Source organism: Microcoleus sp. B13-B6, from assembly GCF_036705405.1.
Taxonomy (GTDB): domain Bacteria; phylum Cyanobacteriota; class Cyanobacteriia; order Cyanobacteriales; family Microcoleaceae; genus Microcoleus.
Genome location: NZ_JAUBUJ010000088.1, coordinates 1 through 18,209, shown reverse-complemented (window position 1 = coordinate 18,209; position 18,209 = coordinate 1). Strand labels below are relative to the sequence as shown.

Annotated in this window: 17 protein-coding genes; 6 read left to right on the top strand and 11 right to left on the bottom strand. The window is 45.0% G+C overall.

The window, feature by feature from the left end:
* The first annotated feature begins 374 nt into the window (after positions 1-374).
* Positions 375-1,901 carry an NB-ARC domain-containing protein gene (locus tag QUB35_RS29405; protein WP_333145176.1) on the top strand — a complete coding sequence of 509 codons (1,527 nt, stop codon included), beginning with the start codon at positions 375-377 and terminating at the stop codon, positions 1,899-1,901.
* 173 nt (positions 1,902-2,074) lie between these two features.
* On the opposite strand, the gene QUB35_RS29400 is transcribed toward QUB35_RS29405, so the two are convergent.
* Entirely contained in the window at positions 2,075-2,446 is a 372-nt protein-coding gene (locus tag QUB35_RS29400; protein ID WP_333145175.1) for a c-type cytochrome, read from the bottom strand.
* A gap of 74 nt (positions 2,447-2,520) precedes the next feature.
* Positions 2,521-4,008, bottom strand: coding sequence for a glycerol kinase GlpK (glpK, locus tag QUB35_RS29395; RefSeq protein ID WP_333145174.1), 1,488 nt, complete (start codon positions 4,006-4,008; stop codon positions 2,521-2,523).
* Between the two features lie 100 nt (positions 4,009-4,108).
* Between glpK and QUB35_RS29390 the strand changes: the two genes are divergently transcribed.
* Entirely contained in the window at positions 4,109-4,693 is a 585-nt protein-coding gene (locus QUB35_RS29390; RefSeq protein WP_333145173.1) for an endonuclease dU, read from the top strand.
* 271 nt (positions 4,694-4,964) lie between these two features.
* Here the strand turns inward: QUB35_RS29390 and QUB35_RS29385 are convergent, their stop codons facing one another.
* Entirely contained in the window at positions 4,965-6,197 is a 1,233-nt protein-coding gene (locus QUB35_RS29385) for a hypothetical protein (RefSeq protein ID WP_333145172.1), read from the bottom strand.
* Between the two features lie 30 nt (positions 6,198-6,227).
* Entirely contained in the window at positions 6,228-6,362 is a 135-nt protein-coding gene (locus QUB35_RS29380; protein WP_333145171.1) for a hypothetical protein, read from the bottom strand.
* A gap of 894 nt (positions 6,363-7,256) precedes the next feature.
* Here QUB35_RS29380 and apcA point away from each other — a divergent pair.
* From apcA to QUB35_RS29365, 3 genes are all read left to right on the top strand, one after another.
* Positions 7,257-7,742: an allophycocyanin subunit alpha gene (gene apcA, locus QUB35_RS29375; RefSeq protein ID WP_333036136.1), complete on the top strand. Its 486-nt coding sequence runs from the start codon at positions 7,257-7,259 to the stop codon at positions 7,740-7,742.
* A gap of 176 nt (positions 7,743-7,918) precedes the next feature.
* A complete protein-coding gene (apcB, locus tag QUB35_RS29370; protein WP_006634930.1) occupies positions 7,919-8,404 on the top strand; it encodes an allophycocyanin subunit beta in 486 nt (161 codons plus the stop codon).
* A 340-nt stretch (positions 8,405-8,744) separates the two neighbouring features.
* Entirely contained in the window at positions 8,745-8,948 is a 204-nt protein-coding gene (locus QUB35_RS29365) for a phycobilisome linker polypeptide (RefSeq protein ID WP_006634929.1), read from the top strand.
* Between the two features lie 236 nt (positions 8,949-9,184).
* On the opposite strand, the gene QUB35_RS29360 is transcribed toward QUB35_RS29365, so the two are convergent.
* Positions 9,185-9,607, bottom strand: a complete 423-nt coding sequence (locus QUB35_RS29360; protein ID WP_333145170.1) for an EamA family transporter — start codon at positions 9,605-9,607, stop codon at positions 9,185-9,187.
* A gap of 36 nt (positions 9,608-9,643) precedes the next feature.
* Here QUB35_RS29360 and QUB35_RS29355 point away from each other — a divergent pair, with 36 nt between their 5' ends.
* A complete protein-coding gene (locus tag QUB35_RS29355; protein ID WP_333145169.1) occupies positions 9,644-10,864 on the top strand; it encodes an FtsW/RodA/SpoVE family cell cycle protein in 1,221 nt (406 codons plus the stop codon).
* Positions 10,865-11,435: 571 nt separating this feature from the next.
* Here QUB35_RS29355 and QUB35_RS29350 read toward each other — a convergent pair.
* The 6 genes from QUB35_RS29350 to QUB35_RS29325 all read right to left on the bottom strand — a co-directional run.
* Entirely contained in the window at positions 11,436-12,089 is a 654-nt protein-coding gene (locus tag QUB35_RS29350) for a Crp/Fnr family transcriptional regulator (RefSeq protein WP_333145167.1), read from the bottom strand.
* Positions 12,090-12,300: 211 nt separating this feature from the next.
* Complete coding sequence (locus QUB35_RS29345) at positions 12,301-12,444, bottom strand: hypothetical protein (RefSeq protein ID WP_333145166.1); 144 nt, start codon at positions 12,442-12,444, stop codon at positions 12,301-12,303.
* On the bottom strand, positions 12,426-14,171 hold the full coding sequence (locus QUB35_RS29340) for a sulfotransferase (RefSeq protein ID WP_333145165.1): 1,746 nt from the start codon (positions 14,169-14,171) through the stop codon (positions 12,426-12,428). The genes QUB35_RS29345 and QUB35_RS29340 overlap by 19 nt, the downstream gene beginning before the upstream one ends.
* Positions 14,172-14,274: 103 nt before the next feature.
* Positions 14,275-15,045 (bottom strand): glycosyltransferase, encoded by a 771-nt coding sequence (locus QUB35_RS29335; RefSeq protein WP_333145164.1) that lies wholly within the window; start codon positions 15,043-15,045, stop codon positions 14,275-14,277.
* A gap of 185 nt (positions 15,046-15,230) precedes the next feature.
* Positions 15,231-17,060, bottom strand: a complete 1,830-nt coding sequence (locus QUB35_RS29330; RefSeq protein WP_333145163.1) for a WD40 domain-containing protein — start codon at positions 17,058-17,060, stop codon at positions 15,231-15,233.
* A 123-nt stretch (positions 17,061-17,183) separates the two neighbouring features.
* On the bottom strand, positions 17,184-18,209 hold a 1,026-nt coding region (locus QUB35_RS29325), incomplete at its 5' end, for an RHS repeat-associated core domain-containing protein (RefSeq protein WP_333145162.1).

The following is an 18,209-nucleotide window of genomic DNA, read 5'->3' as shown; positions in this document are numbered from 1 at the left end:
CTTTTTAATATAGGACTTACGCATGGGGGATCGGAAACCGGGTTTTTTAAGAAAATACTTCAAGCGGGCTCATAGATTCGGTAAAAAACCCGGCTTCCAGGAGTCGGATGGCTTCATTCAGTTGACAGTTGATAGTTGACCTGGGACAGCGACCTCTACCTGGAAAGATGAGGATTGGAGTAATGAATAGTCTTCTTTTAATTTCTCCCGATCGGGCTTGGGGCTTTAAACTAATTCTTTCTGGTAAGTCTTGTAATATTTAAAAGGTTGTAGCTGAATTTTCCTCACACACCCGTAAAAATAGGCAGAAAGTTAGACCCTTAAGCTGGTAAAATTATCAATAATTATGACTGTGCTTCTGCTTGTGAGTATAAATGACCTACCAAAATAAACCTTTACAAATACCAGCACAAAAGTTTATAGAGGCTGCGGCTTGCTGGAATCTCGAACAGTTATATGCAGACTTGACAGCGGCCAAGCAAGATTACACTTGCAGTAGAAAGCAGCGACTCACTCCTTTAGAAAAAACTTACCTGCGAGGATTGCTTTGCAATTATAGTCCGGTGGAAATCGCCGCCGCACTCCACCGCGAATGTGCCGGTATTAGAGTAGACTTATCGAGAGGGCTGTATCGCTACATTCAAGTTTTGACGCTGCAACAACCGAAAGACTGGAAAGAAATCCCAAGTATGCTAGAAATACGTGGTTATCAACAAAAGGGTAGTGGCGAAACATTGCTTCCTACATTGAGAAATTATACTCAAACTCCCCAAACTCCCATCGAAAATCGAACTGAATGGGGGCTGGCGGTGGATACGTCTATCTTCTACGGGCGCACAACAGAACTTGCTAACTTAGAACAATGGATTTTACAGGAAGACTGCCGCTTAGTTGCTGTATTGGGTATGGGTGGCATTGGCAAAACTGCTTTAACATCTAAGCTAACAAATCTGATTAAACACCAGTTTGAGTGCTTAATTTGGGTTAACCTCCGTCATGCACCTGTGTTGGCAGATACTCTGGTAAATTTAATCGAATTTTTATCTGATAAACCGCAAAGCGATTTAGATAAATTGCAGTTAATTACTCAGGATAAAAAAATTTTTCAATCTGCGAGATCGCAGATTGAGTTTTCCCTGGAGAACCTAATCGCTTCCACAAATGCAATAGAACCGACAATCATCGCTGATGGTATCCAGCGCCTGATTCAGTGTTTACAAAAGCGTCGATGTTTGATAATCTTAGATGAGTGGGAAGCTGTTTTCTGCACTGAGGAGTTAACAGGAAATTATCGAGAAGGATATCAAGTGTATGCGGAATTTCTGAAACAAGTAGGAAAATCGCAGCATCAAAGTTGCTTGCTGTTGACTAGCTGCGAAAAACCTAAAGAAATTGCGGCGTTAGAAGGTCAAAATCAATCTGTACGGTCATTGAAATTGGGTAGCTTGGGAGAAGCGGCTGTGGAAATCCTTAAAAACAAGGGTTTGTCTGAAGAAGGTCAATACTCAGAATTGATAGAGGCATACAGCGGCAATCCTTTAGCGTTAAAAATAGTAACGACAACTATTCATGATATGTTTGGGGACAGCATTGCTAAGTTTTTAAGAAATGGGCTGTTTCTGGGAGATTATAGCGATACGTTATCTCGGCAGTTTAATCGCTTATCAGGATTAGAAATCCAGCTATTACACTGCATGGCGAAAGAAGTCAAGCCTGTTGGTTGTGAAAAATTGTACTCCGATATTCAGCAAGATCGGGATTCAGAATTGCTGAAGGCGCTGGAATCGCTTTTAAGGCGATCGCTAATTGAAACAGTCCAAGCCGAAAGTGAAACTCTGTTCGCGCTTCAACCTGCGGTAAAGAAATATCTGATGTCTGTGGCAAGATTGCCTAAGCTATAAATTAATACCGTTCAGTTAAGCCAGATCCCCCCTAGCCCCCCTTAAAAAGGGGGGGACAAGAAGTTGCTCAAAGTCAACCCCTACTCCCCTTTTTAAGGGGGATTTAGGGGGATCTCCTCGGAGTAAACAGTTTTAACCCAAGCGTATTGAGCTATAAATAATCTACCGAGGTTCTATTTCCAATCGGTTTCAGCTTGAGATAGCACGTAAGCTGAAACATCGATAATTTGTTGTTCCGACAAACGATCTTTGTAAGCGGGCATAATACCTTTGCCGTTGGTTACTAAGTTGGAAATGTTGGCGATGGAATCCATGCCGTATTTTTTTAATGCTTTTTGTTTCAAGTTTTTGCCGCGCCTGATAATGTTGCCGCCGTTGATGTGACAGCCTGCACAGTTGGTGCTGAATACTTCGGCTGCGGTTGTGGGATTTGTAGCTGTATCTGCGAGGGCGATTTGGGAATTAGTGGCGATTTCTACAAATGCCAGTGTCAGTATCAATAGAAAGGCGGTGAGAATTTTTTTAAAGTTATTTAGTGAAATCATTTATTTGCCAGGTAAAAAATAGTGCTGGGTTTAATGATATCACTAAATACGCATTTTGGACTTAACTCAGCGATTTATTCTTCCCAATCGAATGTGCGGGAAACTGCTTTTTTCCAAAAGCGATATTTTTGCTCGCGAAGTGCGATCGGCATTTTCGGTTCCCAAGTACAATCCACCGCCCAATTGTCCCGCAATTCGGCTAGCTGACTCCAAAAACCCACCGCCAAACCGGCCGCATAAGCAGCACCGAGTGCAGTAGTTTCTGCTACCACTGGCCGCACCACAGGCACTCCCAAAACATCGCTCTGAAACTGCATCAGCGTGTGATTTCCCACCATTCCTCCGTCTACTTTTAAAGACAAAAGCTGCACACCCGAATCCTGATTCATCGCATCCAATACTTCTCGCGTTTGCCACGCTGTAGCTTCCAATACTGCGCGGGCAATGTGTGCCTTAGTCGCGTAGCGAGTTAAACCTGCAATTACTCCCCGCGCGCTGTCTTTCCAATAGGGCGCGTAGAGTCCAGAAAATGCCGGGACAACGTAAACTCCGCCACTATCTTCGACTGTATTTGCTAATGTTTCTACTTCCGCAGATGTGTTGATGATGCCCAAATTGTCCCGCAGCCACTGCACTAAAGCTCCGGCGATCGCAATACTGCCTTCCAAAGCATACACAGCGGGCGATTCCCCCATCTTGTAGGCGACTGTTGTTAGTAATCCTTGCTTTGAAGGGACGATCGCCTCACCGGTATTCAGCAGCATAAAACAGCCCGTACCGTAAGTATTTTTCGCCTCCCCCGGACTGAAACAAGTTTGCCCGACGAGGGCGGCTTGCTGATCGCCCAAAGCAGCAGCAATCGGAACACCTGCAAGCAATCCTTTTGCAGTTCCAAAAACTTGACTCGAAGGGCGAATTTCTGGTAGCATCTGCCGGGGAATTGCCATTATTTCCAAAGTTTCGGCATCCCAATCGAGGGTTTGCAAATCCATCAGCATCGTGCGGCTGGCGTTGGTAACATCGGTAATGTGCGCGCCGCCAGTCAGGTGCCAAATCAGAAAAGTATCGACATTGCCAAAAATCGCATCCCCTTGATTTGCCGCTTCCCGCAATCCTGGAATATTGTCCAGCATCCACTTAATTTTCGGCCCGCTGAAATAAGTTGTCAGCGGCAAACCGCATCGTTTTTGAAATCTATCTTTGCCCTCAACTTCAGCTAATTGATCGCAAATAAAGCGAGTGCGGGTATCTTGCCAAACAATGGCATTACCGTAAGGTTTGCCAGTTTTTTTGTCCCAAATAATTGTAGTTTCGCGCTGGTTGGTAATACCGAGAGCAGCAATATCTTTCGGGTCGATATTGCCGATTTCGAGGGCATTTTTAATCACGCTTTGGGTGCGCTGCCAAATTTCATCGGGATTGTGTTCCACCCATCCTGGTTGGGGATAGATTTGCTGGTGTTCTTGTTGGTTGCGACAAATTATCTGTCCCTGGCGATCGAATATGATAAATCTGGTGCTGGTGGTTCCTTGGTCGATCGCTGCTATGTATTTTTTGGTCAATTGTCTAAAATATTTTTAGTAATGAGGTCTTTAAGGTATATGATACTATATCTAGAAGTCAAATTAATGTCAAAAACTTTAGCTGACGGAATTCCCCAAGTTGAAACTGGCAGATTTGCTGAGGCTCGATCGCACAATTAAGGTTATTGGCTTTGACGATGCTCCGTTTTCTCGGACAAGCGGCAGCCTGGTGTCGATCGCGGGCATAGTCTGCGGGGGAACTCGATTTGAAGGAATGGTGTGGGGACAAGTTTTCCCAGACGGCTTAGATGCCACGGATGCTATTTCTGGGCTACTCCTCGGAGGCAAATTTCTGCCGCAATTGCATCTGGTTTTGCTAGACGGAATTGCTTTCGGCGGCTTCAATATTATTGACCTTCCTGAGTTAGCATCGCGGCTGCAAATTCCTTGCGTTGCTGTCATGCGCCGCCAACCAGATTTAGCTGCTGTTGAAAAAGCCCTCCGCCATTTACCCGACTCGGAATACCGTTTAGAATTGTTGCGCCGCGCCGGAAAAATTTACGCTTTTGAACCTTTCTTTTTTCAAGTTTGCGGCGAACAACCAGAAGTAATAGCGAGGGTGCTCCAGCGTTTGACAGACACGGGTAAAGTTCCTGAAGCTTTGCGTTTGGCTCATTTGATTGGTGCGGCGGTAATTAATGGAGTTAGTGGCAGTTCTGCTTGAATTATTGTTAGGAACGGGCAAGATGCCCGTTCCACAAAGAGGAAATTTTTTTGTGCGGTGGGCCGGATATCCTGTTAAGAACGGGCATCTTGCCCGTTCCACAAAGAGGAAATTTTTTTGTGCGGTGGGCCGGATATCCTGTTAAGAACGGGCAAGATGCCCGTTCCACACCGACTAAATTTTCTTGTGGGGAGTAGGGGTTGGGCCGGAGAGCCCGCCCAGGAAAGGCTGATTGTAAATGATTTTATTCGATGAGTTTGTACTCACTTACTTACACAATCTCGCCGTCAATTTCACCGAATTCGATTTGAGTTCCCAACGCCAAAGTTAGGGTACTTTCAGGTTCTACCATTTTTATATCGCCTTGAATGTCTGTAGCCCACCAAGCGCGATCGGACAAATTGGTCAATCCTAACGAAAGCTCGTTTCTCGATCGAGAAGTCACTATAGCTACAAGACCGTTAGATGCTGCGGCTGTTAAACTCGGTATGTCAGAGGTGAATAGTTGAGTTCCCGCAGTCAGAGGAATAACTCGACTTCCTAATTTCAGGGAAAATTGACCGCTGGTAAAAGAATTTACTGCGGGCTGATCTGATATAAAGGTAGGCGGAAGATTTGTCGGTGTTGGGGCTGGCAAGTCAGAGTTTCCTACTGTAATTGTACAGTTGCCGATTTTCTTTTGGTCGCCCGATCGCAAATAACTCACCGCCCCGCTATCAACATTCTCGCAAACAATTTGACCTGCTTCCAATTCAAACCGCATCGCCAAGGGCGAAACATTAGGAATGCAGATAATAGACAAATTTTCATCACTGCCAAAAGTCACGGGTTCCGAGCCCAGAGTGAGAGTGCGATTTGCTCCGGTATCGTAACTAATTACCAGCCAAGCTTTGTTGAACAAAGTTTCAGCTACAACCAACATGATGCCAATCCAAAAACCGATCGCAGCACAGCCAGCTAAACGACCCGCGGTACCGGATAAATTGTAAGCAAACAGAATAAACAAACAGCCGCCCAACACGCCCCCAACACCGCCGCCTCCCATGCCGCGAAGCGCCCCCAAATTAGGAATCCGCTGTGCAAGTCCAAGTCCTAACAAACTGCCAGCTATTCCCCAGCAAATGACTCGCAATAATTCGTTGTTTCCGTCGCCAATTCCGCTGTAAATACCTTCGGCGATCGCCCCAGAAATGGCTCCTGCAATTAAACCAAACAATCCGCCATTTTTTAAAGCTTGTTTAATTTGAGGCTTGCCTTTGATATAGAAATAATAGCCGAACATGATAGCCGTAGCAATACCACCGCCTACGAGCCCAAACCAGCGACCTGTGGACAATACACTGTCAAAAAAAGCACTGTCAAAAAAAGCACTGTCAAAAAAAGATTCCGAACCAGGGAGTCGCTGCATGAAAGGTTCGGTGATTAGATTGCCGACGAAACCGCCGACTGCACCGCTAATGCCAAACTGTAAAGCTTTTTTAAGGGCTGATAGATTTCTTTTCACGGCGCACCAGATTTAAAGTGAGAGTCAAATCTAGCTACAAGCTCGAAAGTTATGATTTCCGATAATTTTATATCTGGCATCGCGATCGAGAACAGGCAAGATGCCTGTTCCACAAACACAAAGAGTGAGTGTTCTTGCGGGGAGTAGGGGTTGGGTAGGAAACATTGGTGTCAACTTAAGCTTTTAGTCCGCCAGTCCTCCCGCTCACCCGGCAGTCCGCCAGGGAATGAATTCCCTGTCTAATAGCGAAAGTCCTCTAAAAGAGGACTGAATCATTCATTAGTCCTCGGAAGCGAGGACTTTCGCTTTGAGGCAGGGGTTTCAACCCCTGACGGACTATCGGTTTTACCTTAAGTTGACACGCCTTGGGCAAGAGATCCCGCCCGTCCAAGACTGATTGAGAATGGTGCAAGATGTGAGACGATCGCACATCTGGCCCCTGTCTCCGCGCTGTCTCCCCCCATCTCCCGCTTCCCTCCATCTCAGGGCCAAGCCTTTGAACCTCGCGCCCTCGCCCGTCACAACTCCCTCGCGAGGCCTATATCGCCTGTAACCATTGCTGCAAGATAATTTTAGCAATTTTTTAACGGGGAAATTTTAACTTTTCCGACCCAAGCGAGGGCCCAAATATGAAAAGGAATGTTACAAACTATTACAGTAACACTCAGAATGTGAACATAATGCCTCAAAATACTTGCGAGAGGTAGTTGCGTCCGAGGAGCAATATCCTTACTAACTGTCCGACAGTCACTCGATCGCCACTAAGTGGCCTGCTGCAATCTTTATCATAAATTAAAGATCGCATCAGTCATTTATGGTATTGTAAGCGACAGGCTTAGTGCGGGCACTCACAAGCGCACCGGTGTGAAGAACAAGCGCCGTCAAACACCGAAGGCAGCCGCCCCCCAACAACTTCAACAGTTGCTGGCTGTGGAAAGTCCGACCTTCGGAGTCAAAGCTCCTGCCTGAGCATGAAAGGTAAGGGATGCAAGCGCCCGCCGTCGCTAGCTCAGCGCGGAGCAGTTCGCAATTGCAAAATATCCAGCGGGTACACACAAGATGAGTATCGTCACCAAATCAATCGTCAACGCAGACGCCGAAGCTCGCTACTTGAGCCCAGGTGAATTAGATCGGATCAAAAGCTTCGTCACCTCTGGTGAACGCCGCGTCCGCATCGCCCAAATTTTGAGCGAATCCCGCGAACGCATCGTCAAACAAGCAGGCGACCAACTTTTCCAAAAACGCCCTGATATTGTTTCTCCCGGCGGCAACGCTTACGGCGAAGAAATGACCGCAACTTGCTTGCGCGACATGGACTACTACCTGCGTTTGATTACCTACGGAATCGTAGCTGGCGACATTACTCCGATCGAAGAAATCGGTATTGTCGGCGTCCGCGAAATGTACAAATCTCTCGGCACCCCGATTGAAGCCGTCGCCGAAGGCGTTCGCGCTATGAAAAATGCAGCAAGCTCGCTGCTGTCTGGAGAAGATGCTTCCGAAGCTTCCTCCTACTTCGACTACGTTATCGGTGCGATGCAGTAAGGAATTTCGATTTTAGGTTTTCGATTTTAGATTGAAAAATTGGGCGTTACTGGTAACAAGCTACAAGCTTTTGCAGATAAGCGTCTACTTAAAAATCTCAAATCCCAAATCCCAAATCCCAAATTCTCGCTCCAAAATTGGACTGACTCAGCCACTTTCTAGGAAACAAGACAACCATGCAAGACGCAATTACCGCCGTTATCAATTCCTCTGACGTTCAAGGTAAGTACCTCGACATCAGCGCTCTAGACAAGCTCAAGAACTACTTTGCTTCTGGCGAACTGCGCGTCCGCGCCGCTACCGCCATCAGCGCTAATGCAGCCACAATCGTCAAAGAAGCAGTTGCTAAGTCTCTGTTGTACTCTGATGTAACTCGTCCCGGCGGCAATATGTACACCACTCGTCGTTATGCAGCTTGCATCCGCGACTTGGACTACTACCTGCGCTATGCCACCTACGCTATGTTGGCTGGCGACCCTTCCATCCTCGATGAGCGCGTGCTCAACGGTTTGAAAGAAACCTACAACTCCTTGGGCGTGCCCATCGGTTCTACCGTACAAGCAATCCAAGCAATGAAAGAAGTCACCGCCGGTTTGGTCGGTTCTGACGCTGGTAAAGAAATGGGCGTCTATTTCGACTACATCTGCTCTGGCTTGAGCTAAGACTCAGGAAGAAGGAAGAAGGAAGAAGGAAGTTCGGCAACGGATTCTGTAACGGATGTAACGGATGTAACGGATGTAACAGATTTCAGTCCGATGGAAGTCGGAAGAAGGAAGAAGATTTATTTCTTGCCTCTTTTAACTTTTTACTTTTTACTTTGGACTTTTTACCTTTGACTTTGAAAAGAGGTCAGGGAAGTTGAGAGTGATTGCTAGACCGTCAAAGGCTTGTCGAGAAAGCCCGACGAGTTTTAACGAGCTAGTTTTGACTCCTAACTCCCTGCCTTCAATCTTTAAAAAATCCATCTAATAATCTGTAAACCTACTCAGGAGTTAGTTTCCCATGAGAATGTTTAAGGTGACTGCTTGCGTCCCAAGTCAAACTCGCATCCGCACTCAGCGCGAATTGCAAAATACCTATTTTACTAAGCTCGTTCCTTACGACAACTGGTTCCGGGAACAGCAAAGAATTATGAAAATGGGCGGCAGAATTATTAAAGTGCAACTGGCTACCGGTAAGCCCGGAGCTAATACAGGTTTACTTTAAGAGCCGAAGCTGGATTAGTAGAGGGGTAAGAGGTCGCGATGACCTCTTTTTTGTTGTTATATAGCAATCCTCGCATCATTTGCATAATTATTGTAGGGGCAATCCCCCGTGGTTGCCCGATAGATAGGGGGTAGGCACTCTTAGCACTACCCCTACAAATTTATCTGAATCATTTAGGATTCCTCTAGTAGAAGGAAGAATGTCCAGCGTTGTTAATCTCATCATTGACAAATATTTCAATAAGAAGACAGTATAACTGCGATTATCGCTAACAAAACAGCAAGCATTTGTGGTAACGTAATAGCCTCTTTCAAGAATAAAGACGATAATAATATAGTAATCAGCGGGTAGATAGACGTAACACTCACTACATTGGCAACTTCACCTTTGCCAAGGGCTATAAAAAATACTAATGAGGCCACAGTGCCACAAACGCCAACTAACATGGCAAACAAAATTCCCCTAACATCTCCCTCAAAACTAAAATTATTAGTTTTGATAATAATAAATAAAGTAGTTAAGATAGCGCCAATTGCTTCATAAACAAAAGCTGTTTTGTAGTCAATATATTTAGTCGCTAAATTGCCAAAAAATCCCCACAAACCATATAATAGCGAACAGATTAATGCGTAAATTAACCAATCTGGTACTTTAGCCATCTTTGTTAGAGTTTATTGAGAGCATTCTAAAATCCTATGGCTAATGACATTCGACGCTTGATTCCCTTTTTTGACCCCAGCGCCTCTCAATGGGCCGCTGAGGCTCGGTGGCTGAGGTGGCTGACTTTTCTGTGGCTGTTTGTCGGGCTGACAGCATTGTTTTCGGCTTCCTATCCCATTGCAAATTATGAATTTGGAGACGGCCTTTATTATTTTAAACGACAGCTAATCGCAGTGGCGATCGGGCTGGCAGGTTTTAACTTGATGGTATACTCCCCCCTGCGGTACCTGCTGAAAACAGCTCAGTTAGGCGTTTTGTTGCTGCTGGGATTGCTGTGGCTGACCTTAGTTCCGGGGGTGGGAACCACTATAAACGGGGCGACTCGCTGGATATCTTTGGGCCCGGTTCCGATTATTCAACCTTCTGAGTTGATCAAGCCGTTTTTTGTTCTCCAAAGCGCCCGCATTTTCGGCAACTGGTCCCGGTTGACGAATAAAGTTCGCTTAACTTGGCTGTTAATTTTCGGTGCAATGCTTTTGGGAATTTTGTTGCAGCCGAATTTAAGTACCACGGCTTTGTGCGGGATGACTTTGTGGTTGGTGGCTTTGGCTGCGGGCTTGCCTTACTTGCAGTTGGGCGCAACGGCTATGGGGGGAATGCTTTTAGCGGTTTTAAGTATTAGTTTGAGGGAATATCAGCGCCGCCGGATTATGTCTTTTCTCAATCCTTGGGCTGACCCGATGCAAGACGGCTATCAGTTGATTCAAAGTCTGCTGGCTGTCGGTTCAGGGGGCATTTGGGGTGTGGGTTTGGGGATGTCGCAGCAAAAGTTATTTTATTTGCCGATTCAGTACAGCGATTTTATTTTTGCTGTGTTTGCTGAGGAGTTTGGTTTGGTGGGAGGTTTCTCGCTGTTGCTGATGTTGGCGGCTTACTCTACTGTGGCTTTGAGGGTGGCGACGCGGGCCCGGAATATTGAGAGTCAGTTGGTGGCGATTGGGGTGATGGTGGTGATGGTGGGACAGTCGCTGCTGAATATTGGGGTGGCGACGGGGGTTTTGCCGACTACGGGTTTGCCGCTGCCGTTTTTTAGTTACGGGGGTTCTTCGATGTTGGCAAGTTTGTTGTTGTCAGGGTTGCTGATTCGGGTGGCTAGAGAGAGTTCTGAGGCTGATGTGGTTTCTTTGGATGGACGCAGAGGGAAGCCGGAAAAGCCGAATTTGCGATCGAACAACGGCAATACACAAACTGAATAATTTGTCAATAGTAAACACACCCGATTAACTTCCAGGATCTGCCTGCGAGCCAATACCCAGAGGAAGAGCCTCGATTCTTGCGGGGGCAAATTGGAGGCGGAGCCTCCGGATCTGCGTTACCAGGCAGATCCTGGTAACGAGTAATAGCTGATAAAAACTAACGCTCGACTATTTCCGCCCGTCTCTTGCTGGGGCAAATTGGAGGCGGAGCCTCCGGATCTGCGTTACCAGGCAGATCCTGGTAACGAGTAATAGCTGATAAAAACTAACGCTCGACTATTTCCGCCCGTCACCCTTATTTGGCGGTTCTTCTTGTTGTTCTTGAGGTTTAGCTGTGATCTGAGTTAATTCTTTTTTGTCTGGTTGCGGTGTTTCTTGAGTTGAGTTAGCCATTGAGTTTAGTCCTAAAGAGATGCACCGCTTAATTATATCTTTTCCAACTGCAAACGTATGGCTGTAGATAGGGAGAGGAAGAGCCAGACAAACAATTCTGATACACTGAGATTTGATAACTAATACTGGAAGACTTTATGTAGATGCAAAAAAGTGTAGATGCAAATTGCTGTCGGTTCTACACTGCTTGAGGGTTGCAGCCAAACAAATCAGACGTTGACGCAAAAACACCTTTGTTAAGAATTAAATGCCGAGATCCATCTCGACTGATTAACCCTTGCTGCTGCAATTTTCCCAGCATTCGAGTTACTGTTACCCGCGTCGTGCAAATTGCATTAGCAATATCTTGATGGGTCAAGCGGATATTCAAACGAGTTCCCTCAACCACAGGCTGACCGAATTCCTGTTGCAATAATAGCAGTAGCTGATACAAACGGTCATCTACTCGTCGCTGTCCGGCGATCGCCAAAATTGCTTCCATTTGCCGCAGCCGCCGTACCATTTGAGGCAGCAACTCGTGAGACAATTGAGGAGAAGCTTCGATTTCCACCATAGAATACCACATCAAATAAATATCTGATGTCGCCGTAGCTCGGTAAGTCTGCAAGCTTGTCAACCACAAACCGAAGCACATCGAAGGCCCAACCCAACCCAAAAGTCCTTCTTCTCCGGTTGGATAAAGCGTACTCAGTTGTGCTAGACCTTGACAGACTCGCCAAAGGCCATGCGACATCATAGGAATGGTTTCGCCCTTGGCATAAAAATGCAAGTTTCGAGTCGCTCCTGTGTTATGCTGGATTTCTACTAAAAGTGCTTTGGAAGTTAGTGGCATATCTCTTTTTTCCAGCTAAAAAACAGTGGTTTGAGACCTATGGATGTCACTCTAGCTCACGAAGGTAAAGGCTTGGTAATCGTCTGGTTAGCGGAAAGATAAGCTTTGGTTAATTGTTTTAACTTTGTATATTCACCAATCCGCAATTTTTGCGAGCGAACAGGATTTACGCACGCTTCTACCTAATTATGTCATTCACAAGTGTTGCCCTTCACTCCGTCGTGCCGCGTAAACTCGGAATCTCAAATCCTTGCAACACCGTTACAATGCGTCCAGGACTATCGAACTCGGAACAGCAGAGCGATCGCCCTGAACGATCGCCCATCAACTTGCCTGTTAAAATAATGAAGTACATTTATATCCAAGCTTTTCCAAGTTTTTCCAATTCATCAACTCAATAGTTTCCAACTCTGAAAAACTCAACTCATCTTGCCAAGCATTAATTCCCTTTACCCCAACCGGCTCTAAAGTATTTGGATGCCACACCATTTGGCTAGGCGGAACTAAACCTAACGCAGCATTTTGTTGATAAAATTCCAGCATTGACTCCTGAAAATCTACCCCGATCCACTTGCAAATTTTTGCTAACTGTGCGGACGGTTCCCTTACCAAATCTTCGTAAGAAACTAAATAAAATTGCTCCCATTTTTGATGGTATTTTTCGATGAGTTTAACAACTTGATTCCACTGGTGAGTCAGTCCCCCTATCGTTTTTATCCCCGGCCACACTTCCCCCCTTTCTTGCTCTTTTGCTACTAATTTTTTGATAGAACTGTAACAAGCCCGAAAATCTCGCACAATCAAAATCACCTTAACACCCGGAAAATATCTCCTGATTTTTCCTAATTGATAAATGTGAAAAGGATTTTTGTCTCCCCAAATCGAAGCTGTCGGGTCAAACTGCTGGCGGTAAGTTCGATAAACTGTAGAAACTGCTTGAGCGTAACTCAATTGCTTGTTATTTGTCAAGCTATCTAATAAAAGCTGTGGGTCAACATTCCACTCCCCAAACCTGTGAAAATTGTTGTTGTAAAGGTCATTTAAAAAATCTTCGATTTGAGGCAGCAAGTCTTTGGTCGCACCGTATTTTGACTCTAGGGCCACAAAGAACAGACTTTCAGGGGGAATGCAGATATCTGGATGTGCTGTTAGCATTAAACGCAGGAGAGTTGTCCCCGAACGTTCGGCTCCTATTACAAAAATCGGACTTGATACGGTCGATTTGTTGCTGGGTGAATTAGCGTTCGCGCCCAAAAAAATGCTTGACTGGCTGTTGGGTGAATTAGCATCCGCGGTCGAAAACTTGCTCCTATCTATTTTATCCTTAACTTGCTTCGGTCGCAAGCGAAATTGACCGACAAGTTCTACTCCCAACTCCAATTTGTCAGCAAGTCCGCGACGTTGAAGCGCCTGTTCGACAGCGGTGCGGCATAATATTATTTGCTCGGCCCGATGCTGGCGAGAAACGGTTTGCTGGTGGATGCGGTAATAATAAAGCGGTTTGTTGATTTTTCTAATTTCTGTAACTTCACTCAGCCGCAGGCACAATTCGTAATCGACAGCACTGGCAAATTTTGGGTCAACACCGCCACAATTATTGTAAGCCGAACGGCGGATTAAGCGAAAGTGAAAAACGATGGGATCTACTAACAGTTGCTCTGGCGAATAGGGGATTTTGCAGAGAGGGCCTTCGCCGCCAACGCAGTCGTTTTCGTCGATGAGTAAATAGTTGGTATAAACAACTCCTACTTGAGGATTTGCATCTAAAATAGGAACTGTTTCTGCTAGTGCTTTGGGGGCGAGCAAATCGTCGCTATCCACGCAGCCAAAGTAAGGAAATGCGGCTTCTCTAATGGCGGCCATTAGGGAATAGCCGGAGCCTCGGTGTTCGGCGGCGAGGACTTTGATTCTGGGGTCAAGTTTGGCGTAGTTGCGGGCTATGTTGAGAGAGTTGTCTGTGGAACCGTCGTCCCAAATTATGAGTTCAAAGTTAGGGTAAGTTTGGGAGAGAACGCTTTCTATGGCAGCTTTGAGATAACGTTCTCGGTTGTAGACAGTCATGACAATGGAGATGGGAGTCATACAAGCGATTTTAGATTTTAGATTTGGGATTTTGGATTGAAGAATTGATGATAAGGGCGATGCACGTTGCACTTTATACTAACTAAAGATAACTTAGTCCTGCTTAACCTATTTCTTTGGGCTGGCGTTTGTACAGAAAAAATCGACTGACGATATCTACTTCTAATTCAAATCTTTCGCTCAATCCGCGTCTTTGAAGCGCTTGTGCAATAGCTGACTGAGATTCAAGAATTTGGTCTAGTTGCTGTTGAACTGTATGCAGCGAATGTTGCCGGTAGTAGTAAAGGGGTTTCTTGAGGTGGTAAAATTGAGCGATTTCTGAGATTCGCAAGCAAAAGTCGTAATCTTCAGCGCGGTTAAATTCGGAGTTGATGCCACCTATGCGATCGTATAAGTGGTGGCGAAATAAGCGAAAGTGGAAGGTCATAAAGTCTACTAACAGCCTATCTGGAGAGTAGGGTATTTGGCTGCGGTGTCCTAGTCCTTTTACTTGAGTTTTTTCATTAATCATTAGATAGTCCGTGTAGACTACTCCGATTTCTGGTTGTGCGTCTAATACGGCTGCGGTTTCTTCGAGGGCGGTGGGTGCGAGCAAGTCGTCGCTGTCTACCCAGCCAGTGTATGTTCCTTTGCACATTGTGTGAGCCGCTTTGAGGGCTATTCCTCGGCCTTGGTGGGGGGCGGCGATTACTTGAATTCGGGTGTCTTGCTGTGCGTATTTGCGGGCGATAGTGAGACTGGAGTCTGTGGAACCGTCGTCCCAAATTATCAGTTCAAAGTTGGGGTAGGTTTGGGCGAGAACGCTTTCTATGGCGGCGCTGAGGTATTGTTCTCGGTTGTAGGTGGTGGTAATGATGGAGATTGAGGAGGTCATTGGGAATTTCAAGCAGTTGGAGAGCGATCGAGCTTTCGGTAAACAGTTTTGATGTTTTTATGCAGAAGTTTTAATCTAGGTTTTATCGTTAAATAAATGTTAGCACTTGTTGAGATAAATTGACTTTAAGCATTTTTTTGAGAGGGATCTGGGGCGAGCGCATTTTCACTTAATATTACTTTCCATCACTCAATCTTAATAGGCGGTGGAACCCCCCAAAGTTTGACAGTAGTGTCTTTACTTCCACTAGCAAGTGTTTGCCCGTCGGGACTAAAAACAACACAATAAACACAGCCCTTATGATCGATTTGACCACCACTACTAAAATAAGTAATCCCTGTTACTTTCTCTAAATCCCACAAACCTATTAGATAATTAGTATCGCCACCCCCGCCTGCCAAAGTTGTCCAATCTGGACTAATTGTAGCCGATACAATTTCTACCTCGGTTGACATAGTGCGGATAAGTTTCCCAGTTGCGGGATGCCAAAATTTGATACTTTTGTCTTGTTCGTGAACGCTAGCAAGCATTTGTCCTGAAGGATGAAAACGCACGGCAAAGACTAGACCGCAGTTAGCCTCTAAAGTGCGAATTTCTGTTCCAGAGTCCAAATCCCATAACTTAATATAAGTATCAGCGCTAGCACTAGCTAAGGTTTTCTCATCAGGGCTAATAGCAACACTTAAGACAGTATGACTGTGACCGCTAAGAGTATGTATCACCTGATAAGTATTGAGATCCCAAACTATAATAGTGTTGTCGGCCGCACCGCTAGCTAAGCGTGTACCGTCTGGACTAATCGCAAGGCAAAGTACGGAACAAGTATGACCTGTTAGGGTGCGGATAACTTGACTCGTGCTCAGATTCCAAATTTTAATGGTAGTGTCAGCACTACCACTGAGCAAGGTTTTTCCATCTGGACTTGCGATTAATGAAACCACTGCATCTGTATGTTCTGTAAGAGTGCAAATTCCTTGCCCAGTATTCAAGTTCCAGATTTTGATAGTGCCATCGGCTCCGCCACTAGCTAGGGTTTGTCCATCAGGAGTAAAAGTAATAGAATAAACTGAATCTGAGTGACCTCTAAATGTTTCTATATAACGAAATAAAGCATAGCGATTGTTATTTTGAATGGCTTTTAGTAGGATTTGTCGATCTTCTTCCTCACGCTCCCGTTCTCGATCGCGATTGAAATAATTCCAAGTATACTCTGAAGGTAAATGCAAATGTGTAAAGTCTTCAATCAATCTCTCTTTCCACATAAATAAAGTATGTTCAGAAGGTTCTGAACTTTCTCTCAATTCGTCTAAGTCATAACTTTTCATGAATTCGTCTTCGTCTGAGTCCGAACTTTCTCTAAATACAAATTCGTATGGTTCGCATAAAAAATTAGGCTCTTCTTGAATATTTGCAGATGATAGTATATCTTTTTCTTCGTCGATAGTCGAGAAACAAGTAAAGGTATGGACTAGACAGGAAGGGTCTGGACAAATAGATATGGGTAAAATTTCATAAGATTTTGTTCCCAGGCAAAAATCACACACGAATTCAAAAAAATCACGACCTATACGGTAAATTTCTCCATCAAACTCAGGGCACTTCAGCCAGTAAATATCGCAACTATAGTCAGACTCACTATAAGTTCTAAGATCGAAAATAGCTATGCGTGCCGCGCAATCCTCCCCAAACACAAAAGCCCCTTTAAGTAAATCTGCTATTGATTCTAAAGTCATATCTTTTTCAAGTTCTTCTAAGGAATACAACTGATGATATGTAATTTCATAGTGAATAGTTTCCAGCGAAAATTGATGAAAACAATGAGAGTATATAGGACTGTAGATGTTAATCATGTTACCCAATGTTCCGCTGCCAAAAATTTGAGAGAAAATCTTATAATCTTTGGGTAACTTAATATTATTTTTTGTTTCAAATTCCAGCATCTCTTGTTCACTTAAGCACTCTCCTCGCTCATCAAATACTTCTAGATGTGCCAGTAACGATCGCCATTTTTGCATAATGCCCTCAAAATCTTGCTTGAAATTAACTTGTTAATTTGAACTCGGTGAGAGAATTGGCTCATAGGGGGGTACTTAGTTTGCTGCCAAGTGAAAACTCAAATTTACCCTAAGAATTTAACTCTATAACCCGTGTCTTTCCAGTGGAAGTGTTAACCTATGAGCAGGAGGAAGAAACTCGGCTGGATTTGGGATATTGCGTAGAGTCAAGCTAGCTTCCGATGGAAAAAATGTTGCCCTTGCGGTTAATGAAGTAGGTCTAATTCTAGGAGTAGTACGTTGCTCATATTTCAGGGAGACTTGATAAAAAAGAGTCACTTCCGTTAAGCATTTATTGCGCTTCATTTGTGTGAGCGTTGTATCTACCAGTAATTCAAATTGATACCAGGGACTATTGGAGTTGGAGTTTACCCATCCGTTCTGGGCAAACACGTTATTCAATGCACCCGTGCCGCCCAATAAAGCTGATACAATATGTCCTTGATGATCTGTCGGCAAAATACCAAGTACGCTTTGGCGATTTTTTCGATTTGCATCTGTCCCTGTCCTACTTCCAGAATGTTCTATAACAGCGATGGTCTCATCACTGGTTATGGATACATTAGACGGGTTTTTGTCAACATCTTTTTTAACATCCTGGATATTGTTGGTGTTTTTAGTTGCACTGCCGACATTATAACTGATCCGTCGAAGCTGATCTATTACTTTCCCCGAATGACCAAGGGGATCAGTTGAATCAACAGGACTATTTTTCACATACCGATAAAGATTAGCATCCCCACCACCAAACCCAACAGAATCCTCCCCAATAAACCGTCCTATCTCCGGATTATAATACCGACTCCGATAATAATACAACCCAGTTTCAGCATCCAACTCCCGCCCCGTAAACCCATACCGACTACCAAACGCAGAATTCGACTGAGAAACAACCCCACCAAACGAATCATACCTCACATGATTCGCCACACTCCCACTATTATCCACAAAATCCTTAACCGTCCCCAACTGGTCAGTCAAAGCCCACAAAACACCCCCCTGAGCACTCTCCTGCGCCAACACTTGGTCAACACCAGTCCCGTAAAAATACCGCTTGTCCAAAACAGGTTGATTCGACCCCGAAGCCACAAAATCAAACAGTACATTATC

What these genes read in the sequence shown, in the direction of transcription:
- QUB35_RS29345 (WP_333145166.1), bottom strand. Translation starts at nt 12,444, where the DNA reads ATGTACTTCATTATTTTAACAGGCAAGTTGATGGGCGATCGTTCAGGG.
- QUB35_RS29350 (WP_333145167.1), bottom strand. Translation starts at nt 12,089, where the DNA reads ATGCCACTAACTTCCAAAGCACTTTTAGTAGAAATCCAGCATAACACA.
- QUB35_RS29330 (WP_333145163.1), bottom strand. Translation starts at nt 17,060, where the DNA reads ATGCAAAAATGGCGATCGTTACTGGCACATCTAGAAGTATTTGATGAG.
- apcB (WP_006634930.1), top strand. Translation starts at nt 7,919, where the DNA reads ATGCAAGACGCAATTACCGCCGTTATCAATTCCTCTGACGTTCAAGGT.
- QUB35_RS29335 (WP_333145164.1), bottom strand. Translation starts at nt 15,045, where the DNA reads ATGACCTCCTCAATCTCCATCATTACCACCACCTACAACCGAGAACAA.
- QUB35_RS29400 (WP_333145175.1), bottom strand. Translation starts at nt 2,446, where the DNA reads ATGATTTCACTAAATAACTTTAAAAAAATTCTCACCGCCTTTCTATTG.
- apcA (WP_333036136.1), top strand. Translation starts at nt 7,257, where the DNA reads ATGAGTATCGTCACCAAATCAATCGTCAACGCAGACGCCGAAGCTCGC.
- QUB35_RS29365 (WP_006634929.1), top strand. Translation starts at nt 8,745, where the DNA reads ATGAGAATGTTTAAGGTGACTGCTTGCGTCCCAAGTCAAACTCGCATC.
- QUB35_RS29340 (WP_333145165.1), bottom strand. Translation starts at nt 14,171, where the DNA reads ATGACTCCCATCTCCATTGTCATGACTGTCTACAACCGAGAACGTTAT.
- QUB35_RS29405 (WP_333145176.1), top strand. Translation starts at nt 375, where the DNA reads ATGACCTACCAAAATAAACCTTTACAAATACCAGCACAAAAGTTTATA.
- QUB35_RS29380 (WP_333145171.1), bottom strand. Translation starts at nt 6,362, where the DNA reads ATGTTTCCTACCCAACCCCTACTCCCCGCAAGAACACTCACTCTTTGT.
- QUB35_RS29360 (WP_333145170.1), bottom strand. Translation starts at nt 9,607, where the DNA reads ATGGCTAAAGTACCAGATTGGTTAATTTACGCATTAATCTGTTCGCTA.
- QUB35_RS29355 (WP_333145169.1), top strand. Translation starts at nt 9,644, where the DNA reads ATGGCTAATGACATTCGACGCTTGATTCCCTTTTTTGACCCCAGCGCC.